We start from the raw sequence: 26,079 nt of genomic DNA on the forward strand, positions 1-26,079 counted from the left end.
TTGCGGGGCCTCCGTCGCTTGCCGGATCAGAACTGCCAGTTGACCGGAACCCAGGCATAGCCCGCGTCCGTCTTGAGCATTCGGCCAAGACCCGGGAACGGATAGTGGAAGCCGAGGACGAGAAGCCGGTCTGCCGCCGCCATGTCGAAGATGCGGCGACGGGAGGCGAGTGCGGTGTCCTTGTCGCGATCTGGCCCGGGCAGCCATGGCCGATCGACATTGACGATCGGGTGGTAGGCGAGATCGGCCGTCAGCAGCAGCTGATTGTTGCCGGAGTGAACAAGGAAGTTCGCCATACCGGGGGTATGGCCGAATGCGGGAAGCGTCGTCAGCCCAGGAACGATCTCCGCGCCGGCTTCATACAACTCGATCCCGCTGGTGACCGGTTCGACGCTCCGCTTGATGGCGGCTGCGAAATTACGGCGGAATTCCTCGGGCACCGGCATATAGGAAAGGTCCGGATCGTTGCGGACGAAGAAGTCCCAATCGGCACGAGGCGCAAAGATCGTCGCCCGTGGAAATGCCTTGCCGCCGTCGGCCGTTCGAAGGTTGCCGACATGGTCCGGGTGCGTGTGCGAGACGACGACAACGTCGATATCCTCGGGGCGCAGACCGATGGCGGCTATATTTTCGAAGATGCGACCGCCTTGCGGACCCATGGTCTCGCCGGCTCCGGCTTCAAGTAGGATTCGCCTGCCATTCGTCTCGATCAACAGGGTGTTGAGATTGAGCGTAAGGCGGTCGGCCGGGAGGAAGGCGAGCCTCAGAACCTCCTGCAGTTCCGCTTCCGGCGCATCGCTGGCGTAAACCCGCGGAGGGCCGCCGATCAGCCCGTCACTCAATACGGTCACTGATATACCGCCGACGCGAAAGCGGTAATGGCCGGCATTTCCAGCCTGGGCCGGGAGCGACGTGGTGGAAGCGGTCTGCGCAAAGGTCAGGCCGGTCGGCAAGATCAGGCCCGTCACAGCCGATGCGGCTGTCAGCACGATCTTCCTGCGGTTCAGTGTGATTTCACCCATAGTTTTGGTCCCATCCAAATACCTGATCGCAGGTTCCGTTTGGTTTCAGGATCGGCGGTAAGGGCCGCGGTTATCCGTGGCGCCGCCTCGCGAATGTTTTTAAGGATGACACGGAACCGGCGCGCGGATAAGCTAATCAAAATTGATCAGATTATTAAGTAGAGCTTTGCAATGCGACCACTTCGCCTCCACAGCCTGGAGATTTTTGAGGACGTCGTCCGCTGCGGTGGTTTTAGAGCTGCCGCGCTTGGCAGGGGCGTCTCATCGTCGGCCATCAGTCAATCGATCGGCCTGCTTGAAGAAGCGCTAGGCATCCGGCTGCTGAACCGAACGACACGTAGCGTAGCGCCGACAGAAGCAGGCGAGCAGCTTCTCGAGCGACTCAGGCCCGCTCTTCACGACATCAGAACAGCGGTCGACGATCTCAATCAGCTTCGCGAACACCCGTCCGGCACCGTCCGGATCAATGCACCGGGTCCGGCCGCCGACCACATTCTGTGCCCTCTGGCCTTCGAGTTCATGAAAATTTATCCCGACGTCAACGTCGAGATCGTCAGTGATGCCGCGATCATCGATATTGTGGAGCAGGGTTTTGACGCGGGCGTGCGCTTCGGGAACCAACTCGCCCAAGACATGATCGCCATGCCGCTGGGGCCTGCCTTGCGATATGCCATCGTGGCCTCGCCTGATTATCTTCGCAAGCGCGGTCGACCCGAATCACCGCGCGATCTCTTACAGCACGATTGTATTCGTCGCCGTTTCCCCGGCGGAACCATGGTGACGTGGAAATTTGAGAGGGACGATGATGAAGTGGAAATCACCCCGAAAGGTCGATTGACGCTGAGCTCAGCGCATCAAGAACTCCAAGCCGCGCTTGCGGGATCGGGAGTCGCTCACCTGTTCGAGGACTATGTCCGTGATGATGTCGAACAAGGCAGGCTCATCGAAGTGCTCTACGACTGGAAGCAGAAGCTGCCGAGCTGGTATCTGTATTATCCGAGCCGGCGGCACACCAGTGCGGCCGTGCGGGCTTTTCTCGACTACGTCCGCGATCAGAGATGGGTTCCAATCGTCAAGTAATGCTCAGCGCCGCATGCGCTCAGGATTACTGCGCCACTAAAGACATTTTCATGTCCCTGCGGGAACGCCACGACCACAGTATCCGGAAGCGCAACAATGTGGGCAGTAGAATTCGAACAATGCATCCTTAGACGTTGCGCTTCCTCGGTCATCCCGCCGTTTGCCTGTCTTTGTACGCCACAATACGACGACCACATAATGGTTGTTGTCAGACCATAATTTCTGCCTCTTCTACTCATCCCCGATCCAGGGCCGCATGTCGCGGACCCGCAAGAGAACGGGGACGACGTGGCGGCCACTCACCAGAAATCGGAGGCGATCCTTCGCAGCGCGCGCATGCTGCGCACCGCGCTCGGCCCCGCCATCGCCCGGTTTCTGGAAGATCCCGCGATCGTCGAGGTGATGCTCAACCCCGATGGGCGGCTCTGGATCGACCGCCTCTCCGAGGGACTCTCCGACACGGGTGAACGGGTGTCGCCGGCCGATGGCGAGCGCATCGTTCGCCTCGTCGCGCACCATGTCGGCGCCGAGGTTCATCCAGGCAGCCCGCGCGTCTCTGCCGAGTTGCCGGAAACAGGAGAGCGGTTCGAGGGCCTTCTGCCCCCCGTGGTCGCCGCACCGGCCTTCACGATCCGCAAGCCTGCCGTTGCCGTCTTCACCCTCAACGACTATGTCGCCGCCGGCATCATGGCGGCCGACCAGGCCGAGGCTCTACGGATCGCCGTCGCCGAGCGCCGCAATATCCTGGTCGCCGGCGGCACCTCGACCGGCAAGACCACGCTCACCAATGCGCTGCTCGCCGAGGTGTCAAAGACGTCCGACCGCGTGGTGCTTATCGAGGACACGCGCGAGCTCCAATGCGCCGCGCCGAACCTCGTCGCCATGCGGACGAAGGATGGCGTCGTGTCGCTCTCCGATCTCGTCCGATCCTCGCTGCGCCTGCGCCCCGATCGCATCCCGATCGGCGAGGTGCGCGGCGCTGAAGCGCTCGATCTGCTCAAGGCCTGGGGCACCGGCCACCCCGGCGGCGTCGGCACCATTCATGCGGGCACCGCAATTGGCGCGCTGCGCCGCCTCGAGCAGCTCATCCAGGAAGCTGTCGTCACCGTTCCGCGCGCCCTGATCGCAGAGACGATCGATCTGGTCGCAGTGCTCTCCGGCCGCGGCGCCTCGCGGCGCCTCGCCGAACTCGCTCGCGTCGAAGGGCTCGGCGCCGACGGCGATTATCGCGTTGTCCCCGCCAGCCTGCACCTCACAGGAGATCCGTCATGATCCAGCATGCCATGCGTATCCGCCGTCACGTCGCGACGGCAGCCTCCGTCACCTTCCTCACCTTGGCGCTCGCGCCCGCCGCCCACGCGTCCGGTTCGTCCATGCCGTGGGAAGCGCCGCTGCAGTCCATCCTCGAATCCATCGAGGGACCTGTCGCCAAGATCGTCGCGGTGATCATCATCATCGTCACCGGCCTCACGCTCGCCTTCGGCGACACCTCGGGCGGCTTCCGGCGCCTGATCCAGATCGTCTTCGGCCTGTCGATCGCCTTCGCGGCGTCCAGCTTCTTTCTGTCGTTCTTCTCGTTCGGCGGCGGAGCGCTGGTCTGATGGCGACGTCGGCGGAGACGGCGAGCGAAGTGCCGGGCTTTTCGGTCCCGGTCCATCGCGCGCTGACCGAACACATTCTGCTCGGCGGCGCACCGCGCTCGATCGCCATTCTGAACGGGACGCTGGCGGCAGCGCTTGGCCTTGGCCTGCGCCTCTGGCTGGTCGGCCTCGGTCTCTGGGCTATCGGCCACTTCGCCGCCGTCTGGGCCGCCAAACGCGATCCGCAGTTCGTGGACGTCGTGCGCAGGCATCTGCGCATCCCCGCTCATCTGTCGGTCTGAGGGGCGCGGCCATGATGAATCTTGCCGAATATCGCAACCGCAACACCCGGTTTGCCGACTTCCTGCCCTGGGTCGCGCTTGTCGGTGATGGCGTCGTCCTCAACAAAGACGGCAGCCTGCAGCGCACCGCGCGATTTCGTGGTCCCGATCTCGACAGCGCCGTGCCGGCCGAACTGATCGCGGTCGCCGGGCGACTCAACAACGCCTTCCGCCGCCTCGGCTCCGGTTGGGCGATCTTCGTCGAAGCCCAGCGGCATGGCGCCGCCACCTATCCCGCCAGCATGTTCGCTGACAGCGCGTCCGCGCTGGTCGACGCCGAACGCAAAGCGGACTTCGAGGAAGCAGGTAGCCACTTCGAGTCGAGCTACTTCCTGTCCTTTCTTTATCTGCCGCCGGCCGAAGACGCCGCGCGCGCAGAAACCTGGCTCTACGAGGGCCGCGATCACGCCGGCGTCGACGCCCACGAAGTCCTCCGCGGCTTCGTGGATCGCACCGATCGCATCCTCCAACTTATCGACGCCTTCATGCCGGAATGCGCCTGGCTCGACGACGCCGAGACGCTCACCTTCCTGCACTCGACGGTTTCGACGAAACGCCACCGCGTCCGTGTGCCCGAGACCCCGATCTATCTAGATGCGCTGCTTGCCGATCAGCCGCTCACCGGCGGGCTCGAGCCACGTCTTGGCGACACGCATCTGCGCATCCTCACCATCGTCGGCTTCCCGACAGCGACCACGCCCGGCATCCTCGACGAGCTGAACCGACTGGCCTTTCCCTATCGCTGGTCGACCAGGGCCGTCCTGCTGGACAAGACGGACGCCACCAAGCTGCTGACCAAGATTCGGCGGCAATGGTTCGCCAAGCGCAAGTCGATTGCCGCCATCCTCAAGGAGGTGATGACCAACGAGGCTTCGACGCTGGTCGATACTGATGCCGCGAACAAGGCGGCCGATGCCGACATGGCGCTGCAGGAGCTTGGCGCGGACTATGCCGGCCAAGCCTATGTCACCGCGACGATCACTGTCTGGGACGAAGATCCGCGCATCGCCGCCGAGAAGCTGCGCTTGGTCGAGAAAGTCATCCAAGGACGCGATTTCACGGCCATGCCGGAGACGATCAACGCGGTGGACGCTTGGCTCGGCAGCCTGCCCGGGCATGCCTATGCCAATGTCCGGCAGCCGCCCATCAACACGCTCAATCTCGCCCACATGATCCCGCTGTCAGCGGTATGGGCGGGACCGGAACGGGACGAGCACTTCGCAGCACCCCCACTGCTGTTTGGCAAGACCGAAGGCTCGACCCCGTTCCGGCTTTCCATCCATGTCGGCGACGTCGGTCACACGCTGATCGTCGGACCGACGGGCGCCGGCAAGTCCGTACTGCTGGCGCTGATGGCGCTGCAGTTCCGTCGTTATGCACGATCTCAGGTCTTCGCTTTCGACTTCGGCGGCTCCATCCGGGCCGCGGCGCTCGCCATGCGCGGCGACTGGCACGATCTCGGCGGCGGACTCACCGAGGGCGCAGACGACAGTGTGTCGCTGCAGCCGCTTGCCCGGATCGACGATGTCGCGGAACGAGCCTGGGCGGCTGACTGGCTCACCGCAATGCTCGGGCGCGAGAGCGTGGCGATCACGCCCGAGGTGAAAGAGCATCTCTGGTCAGCGCTTTCTTCGCTCGCCTCCGCGCCGATCAACGAGCGTACGCTCACGGGCCTGTCGGTCCTGCTGCAATCCAACGATCTCAAGCAGGCGCTTCGGCCCTACTGCGTCGGCGGTCCTTACGGACGCCTGCTCGACGCCGAAGCCGAACATCTTGGGCAGGCGTCGGTCCAGGCGTTCGAGACCGAGGGCCTGATTGGAACAGGCGCCGCCGCAGCCGTGCTCGCCTATCTGTTTCATCGCATTGAGGACCGTCTCGACGGTCGGCCCACGCTGCTGATCGTCGACGAAGGCTGGCTCGCGCTCGATGACGAAGGGTTCGCGGGCCAGCTCCGCGAATGGCTGAAAACACTGCGCAAGAAGAACGCCAGCGTGATCTTCGCCACCCAGTCGCTGTCGGACATCGACGGCTCGGCAATCGCGCCGGCCATCATCGAGAGCTGCCAGACCCGCATCCTGCTGCCGAACGAACGCGCGATCGAGCCGCAGATCACCGCGATCTATCGCCGCTTCGGGTTGAACGACCGGCAGATCGAGATCCTCGCCCGGGCCACGCCCAAGCGCGACTATTACTGCCAGTCGCGGCGCGGCAATCGCCTGTTCGAGCTGGGCCTTTCGGATGTCGCCCTGGCGCTCTGCGCCGCCTCATCGAAACAGCACCAGGCGCTGATCGCGGAGGTGCATGCCCGTAGCGGCACCGACGGCTTTCTCGCCGAATGGCTCACTGAAAACCGCCTAGGCTGGGCGGCCGATCTCATCGCCGATCTCACCAACGTCACCCCCCAAACCGATCCGGAGGCACGCCGATGACCCGTTCCGTTCATTCCCGCTCGCGCGCCATGCGCGTCGCCGCAATTGTCCTCGCCGCTCCGATGGCGCTCTCGCCGATCCTCAGCAGCCCGGCCGCCGCACAATGGATCGTCTACGATCCGACCAATTATGCGCAGAATGTCCTGACAGCCGCCCGGACGCTTCAGCAGGTCAATCAACAGATCACCCAGCTTCAGAACGAAGCGACGATGCTGATCAACCAGGCCCGCAATCTGGCGAGCCTGCCGTACTCCTCGATCCAACAACTGCAGCAGTCGGTGCAACGCACCCAACAGCTCCTCACCCAGGCGCAGCGCATCGCCTATGATGTCCAGAACATCGATCAGGCGTTCCAGACCACCTATGGCAACGCCTCGATGTCGGCTTCGGACCAGCAGCTCGTCGCGGGCGCCCGCGAGCGCTGGCAGAACACGGTCGGCGGGCTGCAGGACGCCATGCGCGTGCAGGCCGGTGTCGTCAGCAACATCGACACCAACCGGTCCGAGATGTCCTCGCTGATCGGCCGCAGCCAGGGAGCGACAGGCGCATTGCAGGCGACGCAGGCCGGCAATCAGCTTCTCGCGCTTCAGGCGCAGCAGCTTGCCGACCTCACGGCCGTCGTAGCGGCTAACGGCAGGTCGCAGGCGCTCTCCGAAGCCGAGCGCGCGGCGGCGGCCGAACAGGGGCGCGAGCAACGCCGCCGGTTCCTGACGCCGGGCTCCGGCTACCAGGCCGGGAACGCCCGCATGTTCCCGAACAGCGGTAACTGAGGGCGCGGCCATGGACGGCAAGATGCTCGCCCGACTTGGCGCGGTGGTGTTCGTCGCGGTGGCCGTCACCGCGACGGCGATCGAGATGAGCCGGGATGAGGTGCCGACGGAGAGCTGGGCTTCGTCCAGGCCAAGCACCGCCCCGTCCGACCCGCTGCGCGAGGAGCTGTTCCGTTGCCAGGCACTCGGCGAAGCCGGGCCGCGTGATCCTGCCTGCCTGCGGGCCTGGGCGGAGAACCGCAGCCGCTTTCTCGCGCCGGGTGCTCGACCGGCCGAGCGGCTGCCTGAAGCGGCGCCCGCTCCACACCCGCCAGCGGACGCGGATGTCCCGGCCCAGCCGGCACCGGTGTCGCCGCCGGCCGAGACGCGGTAGCGTCATGGGCAACACCGGCGTCATCGACCACTTCCTCGAAGTTTTCACCCGCTACATCGATTCCGGCTTCGGGCTGCTCAGCGGTGAGGTCGCCTTCATCGCCACGACGCTCATCGTCATCGATGTGACGCTGGCCGCGCTGTTCTGGTCCTGGGGCGGCGACGACGACATCTTCGCCCGCCTGGTGAGGAAGACGCTGTTCATCGGGGTGTTCGCCTACATCATCGGCAACTGGAACAATCTCGCCCGCATCGTCTTCGAGAGCTTCGCGGGCTTGGGCCTCAAAGCCAGTGGCACGGGCTTCACAACGGCAGATCTGCTGCGGCCGGGCAAGGTGGCGCAAACCGGTCTCGATGCCGGGCGGCCGCTCCTGGAATCCATCTCGGGCCTGATGGGATACTGGTCGTTCTTCGAGAACTTCATCCAGATCGCCTGCATGTTCCTCGCCTGGGCGCTGGTGTTGCTCGCCTTCTTCATCCTCGCCATCCAGCTCTTCGTCACGCTGATCGAATTCAAGCTAACGACGCTCGCCGGCTTCGTCCTCATTCCATTCGGCTTGTTCGGCAAGTCCGCCTTCATGGCCGAACGCGTGCTCGGCAACGTCATCTCGTCCGGCATCAAGGTGTTGGTGCTCGCCGTCATCATCGGCATCGGCTCGACGCTGTTCTCCGAATTCACCGCCGGCTTCGGCGGCGCAACACCATCCATCGACGAAGCCATGGCCATCGTGCTCGCCGCGCTGTCGCTCCTCGGTCTCGGCATCTTCGGCCCCGGCATCGCCAGCGGCATCGTCTCCGGCGGCCCACAGCTCAGCGCCGGCGCCGCGGTGGGTACAGGTCTCGCGGCTGGCGGCATGATCGTCGCCGGAGCCGGCGCGGTCGGCGCCGTCGCATCCGGCGGTGCGGCACTTGCCGGAGGCGCGGCAGCCGCGGCCCGGGGCGGCGCGGCGATGGCGGGTGGCGCATCCACGGCCTACAGCCTCGGCGCAGCCGGCCAGTCAGGCGCCAGTAGCGTCGCGTCAGGTCTCGGCGGTGTCGCCCGGGCAGGTGGCAACGCGGCTATCTCACCGCTGCGCCGCGCCGCCTCACGCGCCGCCGAAAGCATGCGCTCCAGCTTCAACTTCGGCGGCAAGGCGGCGTTCGAAACGACTGGCGGATCCTCGACGATGGGATCGGTCGGTGGCGACGCAGTCGGCGACGGCGGCGGCTCGGCCGCACCGGCACCCGCGGGCGGACCGCCCGCATGGGCACAGCGCATGCGCCATTCCCAACGCATGACCCCCGCCGTCCAGGCAACCGCCCACGCTGTGCGCTCCGGAGACGCCCATGGCGGCGGCTCTTCCGTCAATCTCTCCGAAGGCGACCGCTGATGTTCAAACGACCCTCCACCCACTATGGTAAAGCCCCCGAACCCGAGACGCCGTATCAGCGCGCCGCACAGGTCTGGGACGAGCGGATCGGCGCCTCGCGCGTACAGGCCAAGAACTGGCGGCTGATGGCCTTCGGCTCGCTGATCCTCTCCGCCGGCTTCGCCGCCGCGTTGGTCTGGCAATCGGCACGCGGCACGATCGTCCCCTGGGTGGTGCAGGTCGACCGGCTTGGCCAGGCCCAGGCCGTCGCGCCGGCTGTCGCCGACTATCGTCCGACCGATCCCCAGATTGCCTTCCACCTCGCCCGCTTCATCGAGCAGGTCCGCTCGATCCCGGCCGACGCCATCATCGTGCGGCAGAACTGGCTGCGCGCCTACGACTTCACCACCGACCGCGGCGCGGTAGCGCTGAACGACTACGCGCGGGCCAACGACCCGTTCACCAAGGTCGGCCGACAGCAGGTCGCGGTGGAAGTCTCGAGCGTCATCCGCGCGTCTCCAGATAGCTTCCGTGTCGCGTGGGTCGAGCGCCGTTACGAGAACGGCCAACTCGCCACGACTGAGCGCTGGACCGCGATCTTGACGATCGTCGAGCAGGTCCCGCGCAACGCCGATCGGCTCAGGGCGAACCCGCTCGGCATCTATGTCAACGCCATCAACTGGTCACGGGAGCTTGGTCAATGAAGCCGTCTTTCCGTAAAGCCGGAAGCCCGGCTTCACACATTTCCGCAATCCCGGCTTTGCGCCGAGGCACATTGCCGATCCTGCTGGTGGCGACGTCCGCGCTCGCCGGCTGCGCCACCACCAATCCACCGCCGGAAATCTCCTACGACAACGCCGCTCCTGCGGTGCAGACGGTGGATCCCCCTGCGCCGGTAACAGTCGTGGAACTGCCCCGGCCCCTACCGCTGCCCGGGCAGATGAAACCGGTGGAGCGCTCCCGTCAGGCACCCGAACCGACCGATCCGACAGCGCGGGTCAACCAGGCCAATGCTGCAGCCCGCATTCAGCCGGTGCGCGATGGCTTCATCAATTCGATGCAGGTCTATCCCTTCACCCAAGGCGCGCTCTATCAGGTCTATACCGCCGTCGGGCAGATCACCGACATTGCGTTGCAGCCCGGAGAGCAGCTCGTGGGCTCCGGCCCGGTCGCCGCCGGCGACACAGTGCGCTGGATCATCGGTGATACGCAGAGCGGTTCCGGGCCAACGCTTCAGGTCCATATCCTGGTGAAGCCGACCCGGCCGGACCTGATGACGAACCTCGTCATCAACACCAACCTGCGCACCTATCACATGGAGCTGCGCTCGACCGAGCGGACCTACATGGCCTCGGTCTCCTGGCAGTATCCGCAGGACCAGCTCATCGCGCTGCGCCGCCAGAACAGCCAAGCCGAGGCCGCGCAGCCGGTCGCATCCGGAGTCGACCTCGCCAACGTCAACTTCCGCTACGCAATCGACGGCGACCGGGCGCCGTGGCGGCCGCTGCGCGCCTTCGACGACGGCCGCCAGGTCTTCATCGAATTCCCGCGCGGGATCGGTCAGGGCGAGATGCCGCCGCTCTTCGTCGTCGGCCCCGAGGGCAACACCTCCGAACTGGTGAACTACCGGGTGCGCGGCCACCACATGATCGTCGATCGGCTCTTCGCCGCCGCCGAGCTGCGGTTCGGCTCCGGCGACCGCCAGAAGCGCGTGCGCATCGTGCGCACCGATGGGAGGCCGGCGTCGTGAGCGAGACGGAGCCCCGGAAAGAAGAAGAGCCGATCGACGATGCCCGGCCGCTGACCGGAGAGCCGGTCAGCCCTGCGGCCATGCGGCTGCGCGCGGAACCGCCGCGCGTCACCCGCCTGTCGCGAAAGGTGTTGACGGGCCTCGGCCTGGTCGCCAGCGTCGGAATCGGCGGCGCGCTCATCTATGCGCTTCAGACCCGCGATGACGGTCGGCCGAACGAGGAACTCTACTCCACGGAGAACCGCTCGACAGCCGATGGCATCGCCGGCTTGCCACGCGACTATAGCGGCGTGCCTCAGCTTGGCCCGCCGCTTCCCGGCGACCTCGGCCGCCCCATCCTTGGTGCACAGAACCGCGGCCAGCCCGTACCGACAGCCGGCGTCAGCACGCCCAACCCTGGTCTCAGTCCAGAAGAGCAGCGGCGCATTGAGGAGCTTGAATCGGCACGCACGGCGCGGCTGTTCGCCGCCACCGAAACCCGGACGGCGGCAGCAACCCCATCCCAGACAACGCCCGGCGTGCAACCAACGCCCGATCTCACAAGCCTGGGGCTGGCCCCTCCGCCGTCAACACCCACGGCGCAGGATCGGCAGAACGCCTTCCTCAACGCCGCGGCCGATCGGCGTACCGTCGCGCCCGATCGCGTCGCCGCGCCGGCGTCGCCCAACGTACTGCAAGCGGGCGCCGTGATTTCCGCCGCACTGATCACCGGCATCCGTTCAGATCTCCCCGGCCAGATCACCGCCCAGGTGACGGAAAATATCTACGATAGCCCGACGGGTCGCATCCTCCTCGTGCCCCAAGGCACACGCGTCATTGGCCAGTACGACAATAACGTCCAGTTCGGGCAGAGCCGCGTCCTCCTGGTCTGGAATCGACTGATCTTCCCGAACGGCCGCAGCATTGTGCTGGAGCGCCAGCCGGGCGCCGATGCCGAGGGATATGCCGGCTTGCAGGACGGCGTCGATTATCACTGGTGGGATCTCGCCAAGGCGGCAGGGCTCTCGACGCTGCTCAGCGTCGGAGCCGAACTCGCGGCCGACGACGATGACCGTCTGATTCAGGCGATCCGTAACGGGGGCCAGGACACCATCGATGACGCCGGCCAGCAGATCGTCCGACGCCAACTCAACGTTGCGCCAACGCTGACAATCCGGCCGGGTTTCCCTGTCAGGGTCATCGTCACGCGGGATTTGGTGCTCGAACCCTATGGAGGATCGCGATGGTGAAGCTGAAACTCGGACCAATCGTCGATGAGAGGCCGGTGAAAGTCACACTGGAACTGCCTGCGGCGCTGCATCGCGATCTTGTCGCTTACGCCGAAATTCTGGCCAGCGAAACGGGCCAGCCCGTCACCGATCCAATTCGTCTGGTTGTCCCGATGTTAGAGCGGTTTATTGCAACCGACCGTGGATTCTCCAGCATTCGACGGCGGTCAACTTGAGAGCCAGACTGTGCATTGAGACGCACAGCCTAGGGCTATTCACAGGGGCACAAGATCAACGCGCACAGTGGATTGCGCATCGAGCGAGAACTTTGTGCATCAGCCCATTCGCCCGAATGTCACGTCGCCAAGTTGCTCAAGTGTGGTCCACAGCCTCGCCGCAACTTGCTGGTCGTCGGCTTTTTCAGGAATCCCGGCCCAGCCGGGTAAGCCGCCCAGCCCCATCACCCCGTTAGGGCCGTAATATCCGCCAGCCGCCGCTTGCGGCGACGTTGCCGCATACAGGGTCGGCAAGGCGCCCTGGGCTGCCGTCTGGAACATGAACGGCATGTATCTGTGATTGCGCCCTTCGAGGCTGTCCGGGCCAGGACCGTCCGGGACAAGGTTCGTGCGGGCGATACCGGGATGGGCAGCTATCGACGAGATACCCCAGCCTTCCGCCACGCTGCGCCGCTGCATCTCGAAGCCAACCAAGAGGTTGGCGAGCTTGGAGTTGTCGTAAGCCGCCCCATAGTCGTAGTCCTGAACCAGTTGCAGGTCGGCAAAGTTGATAGCACCCATGAACGAGCGGCTGCTGGAAACCCAGACGACGCGTGGGGACTGGCCTTCGCGCAGCAGCGGCAGCAGCCGGGCAGTCAACGCAAAATGACCGAGCGTGTTCGTGGCAAAAACCCGCTCAAATCCGTTTGCGCTCACTTCGCGACTTTTCCGCCCCATGACGCCGGCATTGTTGACGAGAATATCCAGACTTCCCCGGGACGCGCGCATCCGCTCCGCAAAGCCGGCGACCGAAGCGAGGTCTGAAAGATCGAGCGTCTCGAAGCGGATCGCAGCCCCGGTAACGATGCTCCTGATGTGTCTGACCGCTTCCTCGCCCCGTTCCTGCTTCCGGGATGCGATGGTTACGTCCGCCCCGGCGCGAGCGAGTTCAAGGGCGTCATAAAAGCCCAGTCCGCTGCGGTCGCCCACGGGATAACCATTGCCGCCGGTGACCAGCGCCGAGCGCCCTCGCAGCGAGGGGATGTCGGCCGCCGTCCAATCGGGGATCCTCGGCAGTCCCTGCTGACGCGGGGAAACGGGTGGCCTGTTCGCCCAGACGGCGACGCCGCCGCCCACGGCCGCAACAGCAAGGCCTGCCGCGCCGTATCGAACAAATGAACGACGCGACAACCCCGATGCTTTGGCTTTGCCAGGCCCATTCCCTCCGCGCGTGTATGTCATTTAAGGAATCCTTTTGAATAATGGAATTTTGGATGGTTAGGCGATGTCAGTGTTTGCAAAGGGTCAGCGACGATGCACTCGTTTGCGATCGGCATGAACGGGAGTATCCGGTCGATCGTCACCAGCTTTAGCTCAACCGTGTCACTTGCCTTCCCGATGTAAAACAGTACCCAACACCTGGACGGTTCACGCGAACGTCACGTTCGTCAGTTCCTGAGACGCATCCCAGAGGCGCGCCGCCACTGAGGCATCGAGCGCTTGCATGGGAGGCTTCTCTTCGGTCGGATAGCCACGCGTCCCGCCCAACCTGTCAGGTCCGTAGTAGGCGCCGTCGCGCGCTGCAGGCGCGGTCGCCGCATACAGCGTGGGTAATGCGCCCTGCCACGCAGGCTGGAACAGGAACGGCAGGAAGCGGCGCGCCATCCCGGGCGCGCTCGTCTGTCCGGCTCCGTTCGGGAGCAGATCGGTGCGCGAGATACCGGGGTGGGCCGCCAGGCTCTCGACGCCCCATCCGGCCTCCTTGCTGCGCCGGCTCAATTCGAATGCGAACATGATGCAGGCGAGCTTCGATTGGCTGTAAACCGGCATCGGCTTGTAGTCGCGCTCAGCTTGCAAGTCGTCGAAGTTGATCGCTCCTTGGCGTGCCGCGACGCTGCCGAGGGTCACGACGCGTGGGTTCTGCCCTTTCTTCAGGAGCGGCATCAGATGCGCCGTGAGCGCAAAATGACCGAGATAGTTGGTTCCGAACTGCAACTCGAAGCCGTCTTTAGTCTCGCGACGCGCCGGCGGCGTCATGACACCGGCATTGTTGATCAGAAGATCGAGGCTGGCTTGTTCCCGCGCGAGTTGCGCGGCGAATTCGGCGATCGAGGCGAGGTTGGCAAGATCCACCTCCCCAAACCGCACTTGTCCGCCAGGGATAGCTTGCTTGATCGCGGCCACGGCCTCAGCGCCCTTTCGCGCGTTGCGCCCGGCGATCACGACACTTGAACCGGCTCGCACCAAGGCCAACGCGTCCTCGTAGCCCAATCCTCCAGTGCCGGTGACAACCGCCGTGCGGCCGTGTTGCGGTGGAATGTTGCTTGTCGTCCATTTGGTCATTATGAAGTCTACGCCTTCTCAAAAGTTCAGCGAGACTTCGGGTGAGGATTGTCTCAACGCGCCCGCTTTTTTACCTCCCTCAATAGAACGGCTGCGGCACCAAACCTCCATGCCTGAATTGGCAAAAAATATGCCTATTCCTACATCCATTTGGCTGTCGAGGAATATCCAAAGAAAGTAGATGCCGACTTGCCGAGGCCATTAGGTTGGCGCGGTCAAGGCCTGCGGGCGTCCTACACGTATGTCCACGTTGGTCAGTTCCAGCGAAGTCTCCCAGAGGCGAGCCGCGACGGCTGTGTCCAGCGCTTGGCGAGGAGGTTTCTCCTGGATCGGATGGCCTCGCGTTCCGCCAAGCCGGTCAGGCCCGTAGTAAGCGCCGCTCCGCGCCGCCGGTTCTGTCGCCGCAAAGAGCGTGGGCAATGCGCCCTGCCATGCGGGCTGATAGAGAAACCATAGATAGCGTCGCGCGAACCCCGGTAGGCTCGACCGGCCCGGCCCGTTCGGTATCAGGTCGGTGCGTGAGATGCCGGGATGCGCCGCCACGCTCTGCACGCCCCATCCGGTCGCCTCGCTGCGTCGGTTCAGTTCAAAGGCGAACATGATGCAGGCCAGCTTCGACTGGCTGTAAACCTGCATCGGCTTGTAACCGCCCTCGGCCTGAAGGTCGTCGAAGTTAATCGCTCCCCACCGCGCCGCCACGCTGCCCACAGTCACGACGCGTGGCTTTTGCCCCCTCTTCAGGAGCGGCAGCAGATGCGCGGTGAGAGCGAAATGGCCGAGATAGTTCGTGCCCAGTTGTAGCTCGAAGCCATCGCTGGTCTCGCGACGCTCCGGCGTTCTCATAACACCCGCGTTGTTGATCAAGAGTTCGAGGCCATCTTGCTCCTGTGCGAGCTGCGCGGCGAATTCAGCGATCGAAGCAAGGTTCGCAAGGTCCAGCTTGCCGAACCGGACCTGCGCGCCAGAGACGGCATTTCTGATCGCTGCGACGGCATCAGCGCCCTTCTGGGGATTGCGTCCGGCGATCACAACGTTAGCGCCGGCGCGCGCCAAGGCCAGCGCCGTCTCGAAACCCAGCCCTCCGGTGCCGGTGACGACTGCCGAACGGCCGTGTTGTGGTGGAATGTTATTCGTCGTCCATTTGGTCATCAATCATCCTTGCCTTTTCGACCGCTCGGCGGAGATCTTGAGCGTTGATGGTCTCTACGCACCCGCTTTTTTGTCCTCTTCGGCAGGATGCCCGAGGCGCGGCAACCCTCCATGCCAGAACCAGTAAAAAGCGTGCCTGATCCTACATTTGTGCGGCTTGCACCGGCCCCGGGAGGGCAAACAACGGCAGATGTTCTGATGGTGCTCAGGTTCGCACGGTAACAGGATCATCTGGCATGGCAGTACCGCTTGGCGGATGGCCTACAGTGCCGCTTCCGTGATGCCGCTGATCATTCTTGGGCCCCAACTGCGCGCGGTGAAGCTCCAGGTCGCGAAGATTATGAAGGCGGTTGCTGCCAGGAGCACCGTTGCTGCCGCAAAGCCGGCAACCGCTCCGCGATCCCGCCGGCGCGCCCGAATGAAGAGTTCAGCAACGATGAGATTGGGGACGTAGAAGAAGAACATCATGATCGCGTCAAACCAGCCGGTAAAGCCGCTCGCCGTTCCAATGCCACCGGAGGCCAAGAACCAGGCGCCATATTCCATCCGGTACAGCCAGGAGCCGACCGTCAGCGCAAACAGCCTGATCGCCCAGGCACGATGCTCGTCGTAATTGCCAGCCCGGGCGCGGGCGTAGGCCATGGCGGCGCAGAGCACCATCAACGCGCCGTAGATGCCGAAGCCCACATCCATCAGCGGGCCACCGATCGTGCCTTTTCCCAATATGAAGCCAAGCCCACCCAGACCAGCTAACCCGGCCGAAATAACGTAGATTCGGCCCAGCCAGCGATGGAGGCCCGGCACATTGCGGCGCACGCTCCCGATCAACTGAACAGGTCCGAGCAACAGGAGCACGCCCCCGGCCATGAAGTGTGCGCCGATGGCTGCCGTAGAAAGCAATGCACTCCCTTCGTATAAATCGGGAAGAGACTCGTTCCATCGCTCGGCGGCTCCGCCTAACGCGACGCCGCCGAAGAATGCGAGGATGTAGGTGGCGAAGATGGCACCGCTGATCCAGCTCGCGGCCACGAGCAGCCGAGCGCTCCAGCGCAAGGCTGCAGCATGAGTGCTGCCAGTTGGCCCGGTCGGTTCACGATCAACGATCGATGAACTGTCCGCTATAGGGATTGTCTTAAATCCTGCACTCATTGTGCGCGGCGAAGCACCATGGTCCGACCGAGTATGGCGGTGCCCATATATGCGCGAAGTTCCAGTTTTCCGCTCACCAGCGTTGCTCGAGCGGAGTGGGTCTGACCAGTTGCACCGCTGTAGAAATTACCGCCTTCCCACCGACCGTCAGCGGCATCCCATTTGAGGTTGGTCACGAGAACGGCTCGCTCCAGGGAGCGGCTTCTAAGGTTCGGGTCCGGATTGAGTGTATCCTTCTTGAAGGTCTTGCCGTCGGCCTCCATCAGAAGCTTTCCGTAGAGGACCCGGGCGGCATAGGTTTCGCCGGCGTCGAACATCTCAAGCTTAAGATTGCCGTCCTCGGATTCCCAGACGCCGACAATCTGATCCGGCGAAGATGCCTGTGCGAAAGCCTCTCCAACCGGGAGACCTGTCATTCCCGCCGTGAGCGCTGCGGCCAGCAAAGGCCCTGTTAGCGATTTGAGCATCATGTGTTTCCTTATCGATGAGTTGGCGCGTGTGTGGGAGCGGCGCGGAAGATTTCGCGCGCCGGCCGAAACTTCATGCCTGCGGAGCGATCCGCCGTTCACCTCGGAAAGCGCGATGTGGAACCGAGCCCAACCGCTCCCCGAGGCAATGCGCCGTGAAGCTACCCGCCGGCTTCACGACGGCGAATACCGATTACCGCGAATTTCCTGCCTGATCCTCCAGCTGAATTGAGGTAAGTTCCTGGCCAGTGAATTCTTACCCAAATCTTGACGGGACAGGATTCGAGGACCGGCACCCAAGCCATCTGAAAACGCGCTCGAGCTAAGCGGACCCCTTGACACTCGCTAGGTACCTTACATATTTGCTAGGTAGCTAGCGAGATTGGAGACGCAGCGATGGTTGAGAGGCGGAAAAGCGAGGATCGCGACCTCATCGGAGCCTGGGCAAAGCGGTGCTATTTCGCTGGCCGGGCAGTCATGGATTCCGTCCTGCGTCCTTATGATCTCGGCTCCGTGCAGTGGTACGTGCTCTACCAGCTCGCGACTGTCGGGCCGACCATGCAGCGTGATCTCGTGCGGTTGCTCGCGATCGAACGGGCGACAATGACCGGCATCGTCGCAACGCTCGTGCGCAAGGGTCTCGTCGAGCAAGAGGCCGACCGTGTCGATCAGCGCCAGAAGCTCCTGCGCATTACCGCCGCCGGCGCGACGCTTTGGGGCGAGTTGCCCGATCTCTCTTTCATCCGCTCGGTCGCCTTCGACGGCATCGACGATGCCGAAATCGCGGTCGCAGTCCGGGTTCTACAAACCGCGACGGAGCGCCTCGAGAACCTTCTTCAGAAAGGAACAACCGCATGACAATCCTGGTGACCGGTGCAACGGGGCTCGTCGGAGTCCGACTTCTTCCACGCCTTGTCGAGGCAGGGACGAATTGCCGCGCGCTTATGCGCGGCGGCAAGGCGGCGCCTGACGGCGTGAGCGCGGTGGAAGCGGACATTCTCGATCCGGATTCGCTGATAAGGGTGGTGGACGGCGTGTCTACGATCATCCATCTCGCCGCGGTTTTTCGAACGCCCGACACCGATCTGATTTGGAGGAGCAACCTCGAGGGCGCGCGCAACCTCATAGCTGCGGCGAAGGCAAATGCGCCCGAGGCGCGCTTCATCCTGGCAAGTACGTCCAATGTCTATAACGCGGACAGCCCGCGGCCTGGCCGCGAGGACGATGCAGCTGACCCGCAACAGGCCTATCCGGCCAGCAAGCTCGCTGCCGAGAACGCGTTGCGCGAAAGCGGGCTGAACTGGTCGATCCAAAGGTTCGGCTTCGTTTATGGCGACAAGGACGGACATCTAGAAGAGTTGCCCCGACTGGTCGCCAATTTCAAAATGCATCCCGCCCAAAGAATGAGCATGGTGCATCATCGCGACATCGCAACCGCCATGAGCCTGGCCCTGACCGGCGCGATGGATGGACGCATCGTCAACATCGCCGATGAGGCACCGACCTCGATCTACGAGCTTGTCACGCTGGCCGGCGGAGCAATGGAACCGTCTTCAGTGCCGCTCGACAATCCCTGGCACCTTCACATGGATGTCTCGCTTGCGCGCAGTCTTGGATTTCAGCCGGTCGTGAAAACCGTCTACCAGGCCGCGCAGGAAAACCTGATGTAATGGACGCTGGCCGGCGACTGAGAGCCTGGGGGATACTTCCCCGTCTGCGCCAGTCATGGCAATTCTGTTCGCAGATCAGGAAAGCGGCTCCGGGCGTGCCGGCGCGGAGCCGCCTCCCGCAACACGCGCTTAGGCAGTTCGCGCCTTGCGGCTGGCGTACTGGCTGTACATGCGCTGATGGTTCAGCGCGTCCTGCTTTGGCGCGACGCCGAACATCCGGGAATATTCGCGGCTGAACTGCGAAGGACTTTCGTAGCCGACCTTGTAGGCGGCCTCCTCGACGCTTGCAGCGTCCGCCACCATCAGCCGCCGCGACTCGAGCAGGCGCAACTGCTTCTGGAACTGGAGCGGCGTCACCGAGGTGAGCTGCTTGAAGTGCTGATGGAACGATGACGGGCTCATGCGCGCCACCTCGGCCATTTGCTCCACACGCAGCGTCTGGGCGAAATTGGCGCGCAGAAAATAGATCGCTTTCGCGACCCGCATGAAATTCGATTCCGGCACGGCCAGACTGCAGAGTTCGGCCCCGTGCGGGCCGCTCAGAAGCCAGTAGCAGATCTCGCGCATGATCGACGGATAGAGGATCGGGATCGCCTTCGGCGTCTGCGACATCCGGATCAGCCGCAGCACGCATTCCGCCAGCGGTTCGTCGACCTTGCCGACGAACACGCATGGACCCGGCGCAGCAGGTGGGAGGGGCGGCGTCTCCAACTGTTCCAGCACCTCGCGTAGCATCGTCACGTCGAGATCGATGGTGACGCCGATATAGGGCGACTGCTCGGTCGCCTCGACGACCCGCCCGCTGGCCGGCATTTCCATGCTGACGACCAGACACTCCATGTCGCCGTAGCGGAGCGTCTCGTCGCCGAAGAGGATTTCCTTTGCTCCTTGGGCCACGACGCAGAGCGACGGTCGGTATATCTGCCGCATCGGCATCCGCTGCTGGTAGGAACGGATGATATTGACGCTCTCGATCTGCGTCGGAAACAGCCCTTCACCGCCGCCCTGACTTTCGATGTAAGCGGTGATCCCGCCCAGAAGCGATGACGACACGCGAGCCTCCACTGGGTATCGAGGCCAGCGCAGCACTCGCCCTTCAGCCGGCAGTCTATCGCGGCTTGTAGGAATAGGCAAGTTTCTTGAGATATCCGGCATTCTGGTCATTGGTGACTTCCTCTAGCTTGGTGATGCCAGTCACAGCCAGGGACGCTCCAAACATGACAGAAACCGCCGCGTCGTCAATAGATCAGCAGAATAGACTGCCCATTGTATCGAAGGCGAGCGGCGATGAACACGTTCATGGATGGCGCGTCCCGGTGCTGTTCATTTCACTTTTTCTAGTAAGCGCCACTTCCCAGATCGACCGGATGCTTCCGTTTGTCCTGGCAGAGTCGATCAAGGAAGACCTCGATCTGAGTGATACCGAGGTGGGTCTGCTTACCGGCATCGCCTTTGCGGTCTGCTACACGCTGCTGTCGATGCCACTCGCCCGCATCGCCGATCGCGGATCGCCCCGCTTCGTCCTCGTTTTGTGCATCCTGCTGTGGAGCGCGATGACATTGCTCGGCGGCATGGCGATGAGTTTCCTGTTTCTCGCCTTCACCCGCTTCGGCGTCGCCTTTGGCGAGGCCGGGGGCACGCCCTCCAGCCATGCGATCATCGCCCGCAAGATCCCGCCCGAACGCCGCGGTCTGGCGATCGGCATCTTCTCAATGGGCATTCCGCTCGGCACCATGGTGGGCTTCGCCGTCGGCGGCGCGATCGGCGACACGCTGGGCTGGCGGACAGCACTGGTCGGTGCCGGCACTATGAGCGCGCTGATCGGTCTGCTGGCCCTCGTCGTCATCGGCCCGACCCCGCCGCTCAAACGTTCGATCGCCAATAGCGAGCCCTTCCTGAAGGCGAGCCTGCGATTGCTTTCGTCCCCGCCATTCCGCTGGCTGTTCATCGGCTCGGTCACACTCGGCTTCGCCGCAGCACCTTTCTACGCCTTCGCGGTTCCCTTCCTGATCCGCACCCATGGTTATAGCGCCAGCGAGGCCGGACTGGCGTTCGGACTGCTGCAGGGCGCAATGGGAATTTGCGGAACCCTGATCGGCGGGCGACTGTTCGACCGCGCCGTGCGCTCCGGTACCGGCCGCGTTCTCGGTCCGCCCGCCATCCTCTTCATGGTCGCGAGCATGACGACCGCTGCGGCGCTGTTCGCACCGGTCGGGTGGCTCTCCATCCTGCTCTTCGTGCCCGGCATGCTGTCCTTCGCCTTTCTGCTGCCTTGGTGCTTCGGCGCTGCACACCTGGTGGCCGGCAAGGGCAGGGAAGCGATGGCGACGAGCCTCGCGATGATCGGCTCCGGGCTTCTGGGGCCAGCGCTTGGTCCTCTCATCGTCGGCATGATCAGCGATGGAGCGACAGCCGCCGAGATTTCGAATGGCTTGGGGCTCGGTCTGCTCATCGTGCCCATCGCAAGCGTCCTGACCAGCGTCGCCATGATGATCGCAAACCAGCGCATCGCCGCCTGGCTCGGGCGGCAGTAACGGCCGAACGCGAACCTATGGCCGCACCAACAGGCTTTCGCGAAATTTTGAGAAAGAGAGACTTTCCAATGTCCGATACCGATAACGCCCGCCGCACCTTCCTGGCGCTCACCGCCGCCGCGCCCGCAGCCCTCGCCCTCGGGGGTGTGGCCTCGGCACAGACCTCCGAGATTGGTACCGGCGCATTGCCTGGCACTGGGCGGGCCGCCATCGTCACAGGCTCGTCGCGCGGCATCGGCGCCGCGACCGCCAAGCGCCTGGCGCGCGACGGTTATGCGGTGACGGTGAACTATTTCACCAACCGCGATCTGGCCGCTCAGGTCGTGCGCGATATCGAGGTGGCCGGCGGCCGCGCCATCTTCCGCCAGGCAGATGTCGCCGATCCGGCGGCGGTCAAGGCCCTGTTCGACGCCAATGACGAGGCCTTCGGCGGCGTCGATGTGGTGATCAGCAACGCCGGGATCATGAACGTCGCACCCTTCGCCCAGTTCACAGACGAAGCCTTCGACCGGATGATCGCCACCAATGTGAAGGGCAGCTTCAACGTGCTGCGGGAGGCGGCGCGGCGCACCCGCGACGGCGGTCGCATCATCACGCTCTCTTCGACCTCGATCCGCGCGCGTCGGCCGACCCATGGCGGCTACGCCGCGACCAAGGCCGCCCAGGAGATCTATGCCGGCTGCCTCGCCAAGGAACTCGCCGGCCGCCGCATCTCCGTCAACGCGCTCGCGCCCGGGCCGACCAACACGTCGCTGCTCGACGTGCCGCCCCCGCAGCGTGCCCAGGCCGCGCAGATGACGCCCTATGGCCGCATCGGTGAGCCGGAGGATATCGCCAACGCCATTGCCGGGCTGTGCTCTGGCGACAGCGAATGGATCAACGGGCAGCTCGTGTTCGCCAATGGCGGCTTCTTCTGAGGCGATCGCGATCCGCAAGACATCACACCCGTGGGGCGGACGAAGCCAGCCATCGCTGCTTCGATCGCCTCGAACTGAACCCGGATCGCGGATAGCCGCCCCACTCCCGCCGATCCGATCGGAGGTCGCCGCGCCCCCATTTCACCGGCGGCCTCCCCCCGAAGGCGCACCGCGAACAAGGCGGGCGCCTTCGGGGACCCCACCTCCCTGCAGAAGGAGTTTCGATAATGCGTGTAGTCCTTCCCATCCTGCTCGCCGGTGGCGCAGCCTTGTCATCCACCAGCGCCAACGCCCAGGCAGCGCCGCCCGACAACGGCCCCCACGGCGTCGTCGCGATCGGCGCGGGCGTGGTTCCCGAATATGACGGGGCCGAGGATCTCCGCGCGATCCCCTTCGTGCAGGCGGACGTCCACTGGGGCGACATCAATCTGGAAATCCGCGGGCTTCGGGCGCGGGCCGACCTCGCGTCCGATCCGCGCCTTTCAATCGGACCCGTCATCGGCGCGCGCCTGCCAAGAAGCGACGTGGACGGCGCGGTTGGATTGTTGCCGGACATCGACACGGCGATCGAGGCGGGCGGATTCATCGGCTATCGTTTCGGCGGCGACGAGAGCGGCCAGGGCGCACTGGCGATGGAGCTTTCCATCGTCCACGATGTCTCGGGCGTCCATGACGGGCTCCTCGCGACGGCGAGCGCCAGCTACGCTGCGGTTCGTCGCGACGATTTCTTCCTGTCGCTCGACGCGCAAACGACCTGGGTGAACCAGGACTATGCGCGCACCTATTTCGGCGTCACCCCGGCTGACTCCGCTGCCAGCGGTCTGGCCGCCTACAGCCCGGGGTCCGGCATCAAGGATGTCGGTGTCGGCGTTACGGCCGGATACTGGTTCAGCGAGCGCTTCGGCGTCACGGGAAGGATCGGAGCAAACTACCTCGTCGGCGATATCGCCGACAGCCCCGTCACCGAAGATGGACGCCGCTGGCAACCGAGCGGCGGCCTCTCGATCGCCTACCGGTTCTAAGGCGTCGCATGTCCGGTGCACCACGCCCTGCGCTCCAGGCAACCGTGGCCGTCAGTCCGATAGCGGGCGTCTTCATCGTGTCGCTCCTCCGTTGCTCCGCGCGACGGAGGCGGTAGCGCCATCCATGCCCGGCGAACGCAACCGCTCGCCTCAACTAAAGGAGGATATGCCTATGGATTTTGACCCAGTAGGAGCAGTCATGGCGTGGATTGGCGCCTATGGGCTCGTTGGTCTGTTCGCCGTTGCCCTGGCCGAGCGCTTCGTGCCGGTGATCCCATCCTACGGGCTGCTACTCGCGGTCGGGATCGGCGCGGCAGACGGGGACTGGCCGCTGCCGGCTGCCTTTCTTTCGACGGCTGCTGGCAGCATGTTCGGCTGCGCCGCCTGCTTCTACGCTGTCCGGAGGCTGGGCGACGCGCGATCGACGCGCCTCCTTAACAGAGCTGGCCGACTTTTCGGGATGTCCGTCGATCGCGTTGAGCGCGGAATCGCTTCCGTTCACCGGAGCCAGATCGCACTGGCCTTTGCACTCCAGCTCGTGCCGACAGTAAGGCTCGTCGCTCCGGCCTTCGCCGCCCTTTCGCGTGGGAACTCCCGCAGTGTCCTGACGGCTTCGGCGGCCGGCATTGCGGTCTGGAATGGCCTTTTCATCGGCATTGGATTTTACGCTTCGCACTCGATCGAGTCGGCGAACTCGACGGTCCTCGCCCTGACTGCTCTCGGCTGCTTGCTCATTGCGGAGGTATTCGTGTTCTGGATCGTGCGACGGGTTGGCGCCCACCGCAAAGCGGGGACCGTGCCATGCAAGATCTGACACCTCGCAGATGCGCGCGATCAGCCGCGTCGTCGCCCCAACGCCAGCGTATGGCGGAAGCGTTCGGCTTCTTCCAGGCGTGGCTCAAGAACCCCCTGCGCGTCGCCGCAATCGCGCCATCGTCGAGATCGCTTGCCAACCTTATCACCTCCAAAATCTCCCACAACACCGGGCCGGTGATCGAGCTGGGCCCGGGAACCGGAGCGTTCACGCGCGCCCTGATCGCCCGGGGTGTCACACAGGAAGATCTCGCGCTGATTGAATTCGGATCCGAGTTCGCCGCCGCGCTTCATTTCCATTATCCGCGTGCGCGCACGCTCTGGATGGACGCCGCCCGCCTGCGGACGGTCGACCTCTTCGACGGGAGATCGGCCGGCGCCGTCGTCAGCGGGCTGCCGCTGCTATCGATGCCGCCACGCAAGGTAATCGCCATCCTGACCGGCGCGTTCCGCAAGATGGAGCCGGACGGCGCATTCTATCAGTTTACCTATGGCCCGCGTTGCCCCGTGCCGCAGCGGCTGCTGGATCATCTTGGGCTCGAGGCGGAACGGATCGGCGGCACGCTCGCCAACCTGCCTCCTGCCGCGGTGTACCGGATCAGGCGCAGGCATCCTGTCCCTTCCCACATCGTCCGCTTTTCGTCGCGGCAGCATGTGCCCGTCGAGTAAGATGACGGAGGCGCGATACACCCAATATCAATACGGCAGCGCCGCAAGGCAGGGCAGAAGGAGTTCTGCTGGATGGGCAACGCATGCCTGACCTCACCCTCGACCTACGCTTCCTACGCTATGCGATCGTTACCGCGGAATACGGCAGTTTTCGACGCGCCGCTCTGGTGTTGGGCGTGCCGCAATCCACGGTCAGCCGTCGGGTGCAACTACTTGAGCACCGCCTTGGAGCGCGCATTTTCGAACGGCACCACGGTGGAGTACGTCTCACCGCCGGGGGCGAGCACTTCCTCAAGGAAGCCGCAGCGATGGCCCGTGGCGTTCAGCGAGCAGCGGATGAAATGGCAGCCGCCCGCAAAGGAGAGGCGGGAAGCCTGAAGATAGGATTATTTACGTCGATATCCAGCGGGTTCCTCAGCGAGTTACTTGCCGAGTTCCGGGTCAAATATCCCGCGATCAAACTTATCTTGGACGAAGACACTGCCGAGGCCAATATTGCTGGCGCCATTTCCGGTCGGCTTGATCTGGCTTTCGTCTCAGGAGATCCCCGGGCGCCCAACTGCATTTCCAAAACGTTCTGGCAGGAGAGGATTTACGTCGTGATGTCTTCCGATCATCCTTTGGTCGATCAGCTAACAGTTTGCTGGGATGACATCCGCCACGAGGATTTCATTGTCAGCGCCGGCGGCCCCGGCCCTGAAATCCAGGACTTTCTCATCAAGCAGCTTTGGGCGATCGGTTTCCGGCCGAGCATCGTCGTGCATGGAGTGGGGCGAGAAAACCTGATGGGCTTGGTTGCCAAGCGATCTGGGCTTTCATTGACAACCGAATCCAGCCTTGGAGCGATCTACACCGGTGTGACCTTCCGGCCACTCGCTGAGGTATCGGACACCGTTATAATGTCCGGCATCTGGAGTTCGAGCAATGAGAACCCGGCACTTAAGCGCGCTATCGAGCTTTGCGTCCGGATTGCCGATGATCGGCGTCGAACGGCGCGCTCCAGGCCAAATGTAGGGTCCGGAATCATAAACAATGGCTGACGGTCGCCGCGATGCAGCCGACCGCGCGGAAATAGATGTCGAGGCGGTTGTGGCGTGGCGACGCGTCGGACATGCGCTCGATCGCATATGGTCGCGGTAGAGGACCTGTGAGAAGCATCTGTTAAGTGCCGGTTGGCCTTAGGCGGGATGCCGGGCATCGTGCCACTCTCGTCGTGCGCTCGCATCGACA

27 protein-coding genes are annotated in these 26,079 nt (G+C 64.1%); 20 read left to right on the forward strand and 7 right to left on the reverse strand.

Features of this window, described 5'->3' with window-relative positions; genetic code table 11:
* Positions 1-26: 26 nt before the first annotated feature.
* Entirely contained in the window at positions 27-989 is a 963-nt protein-coding gene (locus IEW24_RS25010; protein WP_188583775.1) for an MBL fold metallo-hydrolase, read from the reverse strand.
* A 204-nt stretch (positions 990-1,193) separates the two neighbouring features.
* Here IEW24_RS25010 and IEW24_RS25015 point away from each other — a divergent pair, with 204 nt between their 5' ends.
* From IEW24_RS25015 to IEW24_RS25070, 12 genes are all read left to right on the forward strand, one after another.
* Positions 1,194-2,102 (forward strand): LysR family transcriptional regulator, encoded by a 909-nt coding sequence (locus IEW24_RS25015; RefSeq protein ID WP_188583646.1) that lies wholly within the window; start codon positions 1,194-1,196, stop codon positions 2,100-2,102.
* A gap of 336 nt (positions 2,103-2,438) precedes the next feature.
* A complete protein-coding gene (gene trbB, locus IEW24_RS25020) occupies positions 2,439-3,374 on the forward strand; it encodes a P-type conjugative transfer ATPase TrbB (RefSeq protein WP_444979136.1) in 936 nt (311 codons plus the stop codon).
* Positions 3,371-3,703 carry a TrbC/VirB2 family type IV secretion system protein gene (locus IEW24_RS25025; RefSeq protein WP_111352494.1) on the forward strand — a complete coding sequence of 111 codons (333 nt, stop codon included), beginning with the start codon at positions 3,371-3,373 and terminating at the stop codon, positions 3,701-3,703. The genes trbB and IEW24_RS25025 overlap by 4 nt, the downstream gene beginning before the upstream one ends.
* Positions 3,703-3,984, forward strand: coding sequence for a VirB3 family type IV secretion system protein (locus IEW24_RS25030; RefSeq protein WP_188583648.1), 282 nt, complete (start codon positions 3,703-3,705; stop codon positions 3,982-3,984). Before IEW24_RS25025 ends, IEW24_RS25030 begins: the two co-directional genes overlap by 1 nt.
* An 11-nt stretch (positions 3,985-3,995) precedes the next feature.
* Complete coding sequence (gene trbE / locus IEW24_RS25035) at positions 3,996-6,452, forward strand: conjugal transfer protein TrbE (RefSeq protein WP_188583649.1); 2,457 nt, start codon at positions 3,996-3,998, stop codon at positions 6,450-6,452.
* Positions 6,449-7,222, forward strand: a complete 774-nt coding sequence (trbJ, locus tag IEW24_RS25040) for a P-type conjugative transfer protein TrbJ (protein WP_188583650.1) — start codon at positions 6,449-6,451, stop codon at positions 7,220-7,222. Before trbE ends, trbJ begins: the two co-directional genes overlap by 4 nt.
* 10 nt (positions 7,223-7,232) lie before the next feature.
* Complete coding sequence (gene trbK-alt / locus IEW24_RS25045) at positions 7,233-7,595, forward strand: putative entry exclusion protein TrbK-alt (RefSeq protein WP_188583651.1); 363 nt, start codon at positions 7,233-7,235, stop codon at positions 7,593-7,595.
* 4 nt (positions 7,596-7,599) lie between these two features.
* The gene (trbL, locus tag IEW24_RS25050) at positions 7,600-8,964 is read left to right on the forward strand and encodes a P-type conjugative transfer protein TrbL (protein ID WP_188583652.1); all 1,365 of its coding nucleotides are present in this window, start codon (positions 7,600-7,602) and stop codon (positions 8,962-8,964) included.
* Positions 8,964-9,647 carry a conjugal transfer protein TrbF gene (gene trbF, locus IEW24_RS25055; RefSeq protein WP_024020722.1) on the forward strand — a complete coding sequence of 228 codons (684 nt, stop codon included), beginning with the start codon at positions 8,964-8,966 and terminating at the stop codon, positions 9,645-9,647. The genes trbL and trbF overlap by 1 nt, the downstream gene beginning before the upstream one ends.
* Positions 9,644-10,693 carry a P-type conjugative transfer protein TrbG gene (trbG, locus tag IEW24_RS25060; RefSeq protein ID WP_188583653.1) on the forward strand — a complete coding sequence of 350 codons (1,050 nt, stop codon included), beginning with the start codon at positions 9,644-9,646 and terminating at the stop codon, positions 10,691-10,693. Before trbF ends, trbG begins: the two co-directional genes overlap by 4 nt.
* Positions 10,690-11,922, forward strand: a complete 1,233-nt coding sequence (locus IEW24_RS25065) for a TraB/TrbI/VirB10 family type IV secretion system protein (RefSeq protein WP_188583654.1) — start codon at positions 10,690-10,692, stop codon at positions 11,920-11,922. The genes trbG and IEW24_RS25065 overlap by 4 nt, the downstream gene beginning before the upstream one ends.
* On the forward strand, positions 11,916-12,137 hold the full coding sequence (locus IEW24_RS25070; RefSeq protein ID WP_188583655.1) for a DUF2274 domain-containing protein: 222 nt from the start codon (positions 11,916-11,918) through the stop codon (positions 12,135-12,137). Before IEW24_RS25065 ends, IEW24_RS25070 begins: the two co-directional genes overlap by 7 nt.
* Positions 12,138-12,236: 99 nt before the next feature.
* Here IEW24_RS25070 and IEW24_RS25075 read toward each other — a convergent pair whose 3' ends face one another.
* The 5 genes from IEW24_RS25075 to IEW24_RS25095 form a co-directional block, all read right to left on the reverse strand.
* Entirely contained in the window at positions 12,237-13,358 is a 1,122-nt protein-coding gene (locus tag IEW24_RS25075) for an SDR family oxidoreductase (protein ID WP_188583656.1), read from the reverse strand.
* A 186-nt stretch (positions 13,359-13,544) separates the two neighbouring features.
* On the reverse strand, positions 13,545-14,459 hold the full coding sequence (locus IEW24_RS25080) for an SDR family oxidoreductase (RefSeq protein ID WP_024020726.1): 915 nt from the start codon (positions 14,457-14,459) through the stop codon (positions 13,545-13,547).
* A gap of 201 nt (positions 14,460-14,660) precedes the next feature.
* A complete protein-coding gene (locus IEW24_RS25085) occupies positions 14,661-15,608 on the reverse strand; it encodes an SDR family oxidoreductase (RefSeq protein WP_188583657.1) in 948 nt (315 codons plus the stop codon).
* Positions 15,609-15,869: 261 nt separating this feature from the next.
* Complete coding sequence (locus tag IEW24_RS25090; protein ID WP_244644657.1) at positions 15,870-16,637, reverse strand: DUF2306 domain-containing protein; 768 nt, start codon at positions 16,635-16,637, stop codon at positions 15,870-15,872.
* Positions 16,638-16,753: 116 nt separating this feature from the next.
* Positions 16,754-17,224, reverse strand: a complete 471-nt coding sequence (locus IEW24_RS25095; protein WP_188583776.1) for a DUF2147 domain-containing protein — start codon at positions 17,222-17,224, stop codon at positions 16,754-16,756.
* A 396-nt stretch (positions 17,225-17,620) separates the two neighbouring features.
* Here IEW24_RS25095 and IEW24_RS25100 point away from each other — a divergent pair, with 396 nt between their 5' ends.
* Positions 17,621-18,082 (forward strand): MarR family winged helix-turn-helix transcriptional regulator, encoded by a 462-nt coding sequence (locus IEW24_RS25100; RefSeq protein ID WP_024020730.1) that lies wholly within the window; start codon positions 17,621-17,623, stop codon positions 18,080-18,082.
* Positions 18,079-18,894, forward strand: a complete 816-nt coding sequence (locus IEW24_RS25105) for an NAD-dependent epimerase/dehydratase family protein (protein ID WP_188583659.1) — start codon at positions 18,079-18,081, stop codon at positions 18,892-18,894. The genes IEW24_RS25100 and IEW24_RS25105 overlap by 4 nt, the downstream gene beginning before the upstream one ends.
* 129 nt (positions 18,895-19,023) lie before the next feature.
* On the opposite strand, the gene IEW24_RS25110 is transcribed toward IEW24_RS25105, so the two are convergent.
* On the reverse strand, positions 19,024-19,947 hold the full coding sequence (locus IEW24_RS25110) for an AraC family transcriptional regulator (RefSeq protein WP_024020732.1): 924 nt from the start codon (positions 19,945-19,947) through the stop codon (positions 19,024-19,026).
* A gap of 164 nt (positions 19,948-20,111) precedes the next feature.
* Between IEW24_RS25110 and IEW24_RS25115 the strand changes: the two genes are divergently transcribed.
* The 6 genes from IEW24_RS25115 to IEW24_RS25140 all read left to right on the forward strand — a co-directional run bounded on the left by IEW24_RS25115 (position 20,112) and on the right by IEW24_RS25140 (position 25,889).
* Complete coding sequence (locus IEW24_RS25115) at positions 20,112-21,428, forward strand: MFS transporter (protein ID WP_188583660.1); 1,317 nt, start codon at positions 20,112-20,114, stop codon at positions 21,426-21,428.
* A gap of 68 nt (positions 21,429-21,496) precedes the next feature.
* Positions 21,497-22,345, forward strand: coding sequence for an SDR family oxidoreductase (locus tag IEW24_RS25120; protein ID WP_024020735.1), 849 nt, complete (start codon positions 21,497-21,499; stop codon positions 22,343-22,345).
* Between the two features lie 227 nt (positions 22,346-22,572).
* Positions 22,573-23,367, forward strand: a complete 795-nt coding sequence (locus IEW24_RS25125) for a MipA/OmpV family protein (RefSeq protein ID WP_188583661.1) — start codon at positions 22,573-22,575, stop codon at positions 23,365-23,367.
* Between the two features lie 199 nt (positions 23,368-23,566).
* A complete protein-coding gene (locus IEW24_RS25130; protein ID WP_024020737.1) occupies positions 23,567-24,181 on the forward strand; it encodes a DedA family protein in 615 nt (204 codons plus the stop codon).
* A gap of 50 nt (positions 24,182-24,231) precedes the next feature.
* On the forward strand, positions 24,232-24,849 hold the full coding sequence (locus tag IEW24_RS25135; protein ID WP_024020738.1) for a class I SAM-dependent methyltransferase: 618 nt from the start codon (positions 24,232-24,234) through the stop codon (positions 24,847-24,849).
* 83 nt (positions 24,850-24,932) lie between these two features.
* Positions 24,933-25,889, forward strand: a complete 957-nt coding sequence (locus tag IEW24_RS25140; protein ID WP_188583662.1) for a LysR family transcriptional regulator — start codon at positions 24,933-24,935, stop codon at positions 25,887-25,889.
* Positions 25,890-26,079: the final 190 nt, after the last annotated feature.

It is taken from the genome of Azorhizobium oxalatiphilum, assembly GCF_014635325.1.
Classification (GTDB): Bacteria; Pseudomonadota; Alphaproteobacteria; order Rhizobiales; family Xanthobacteraceae; genus Azorhizobium; species Azorhizobium oxalatiphilum.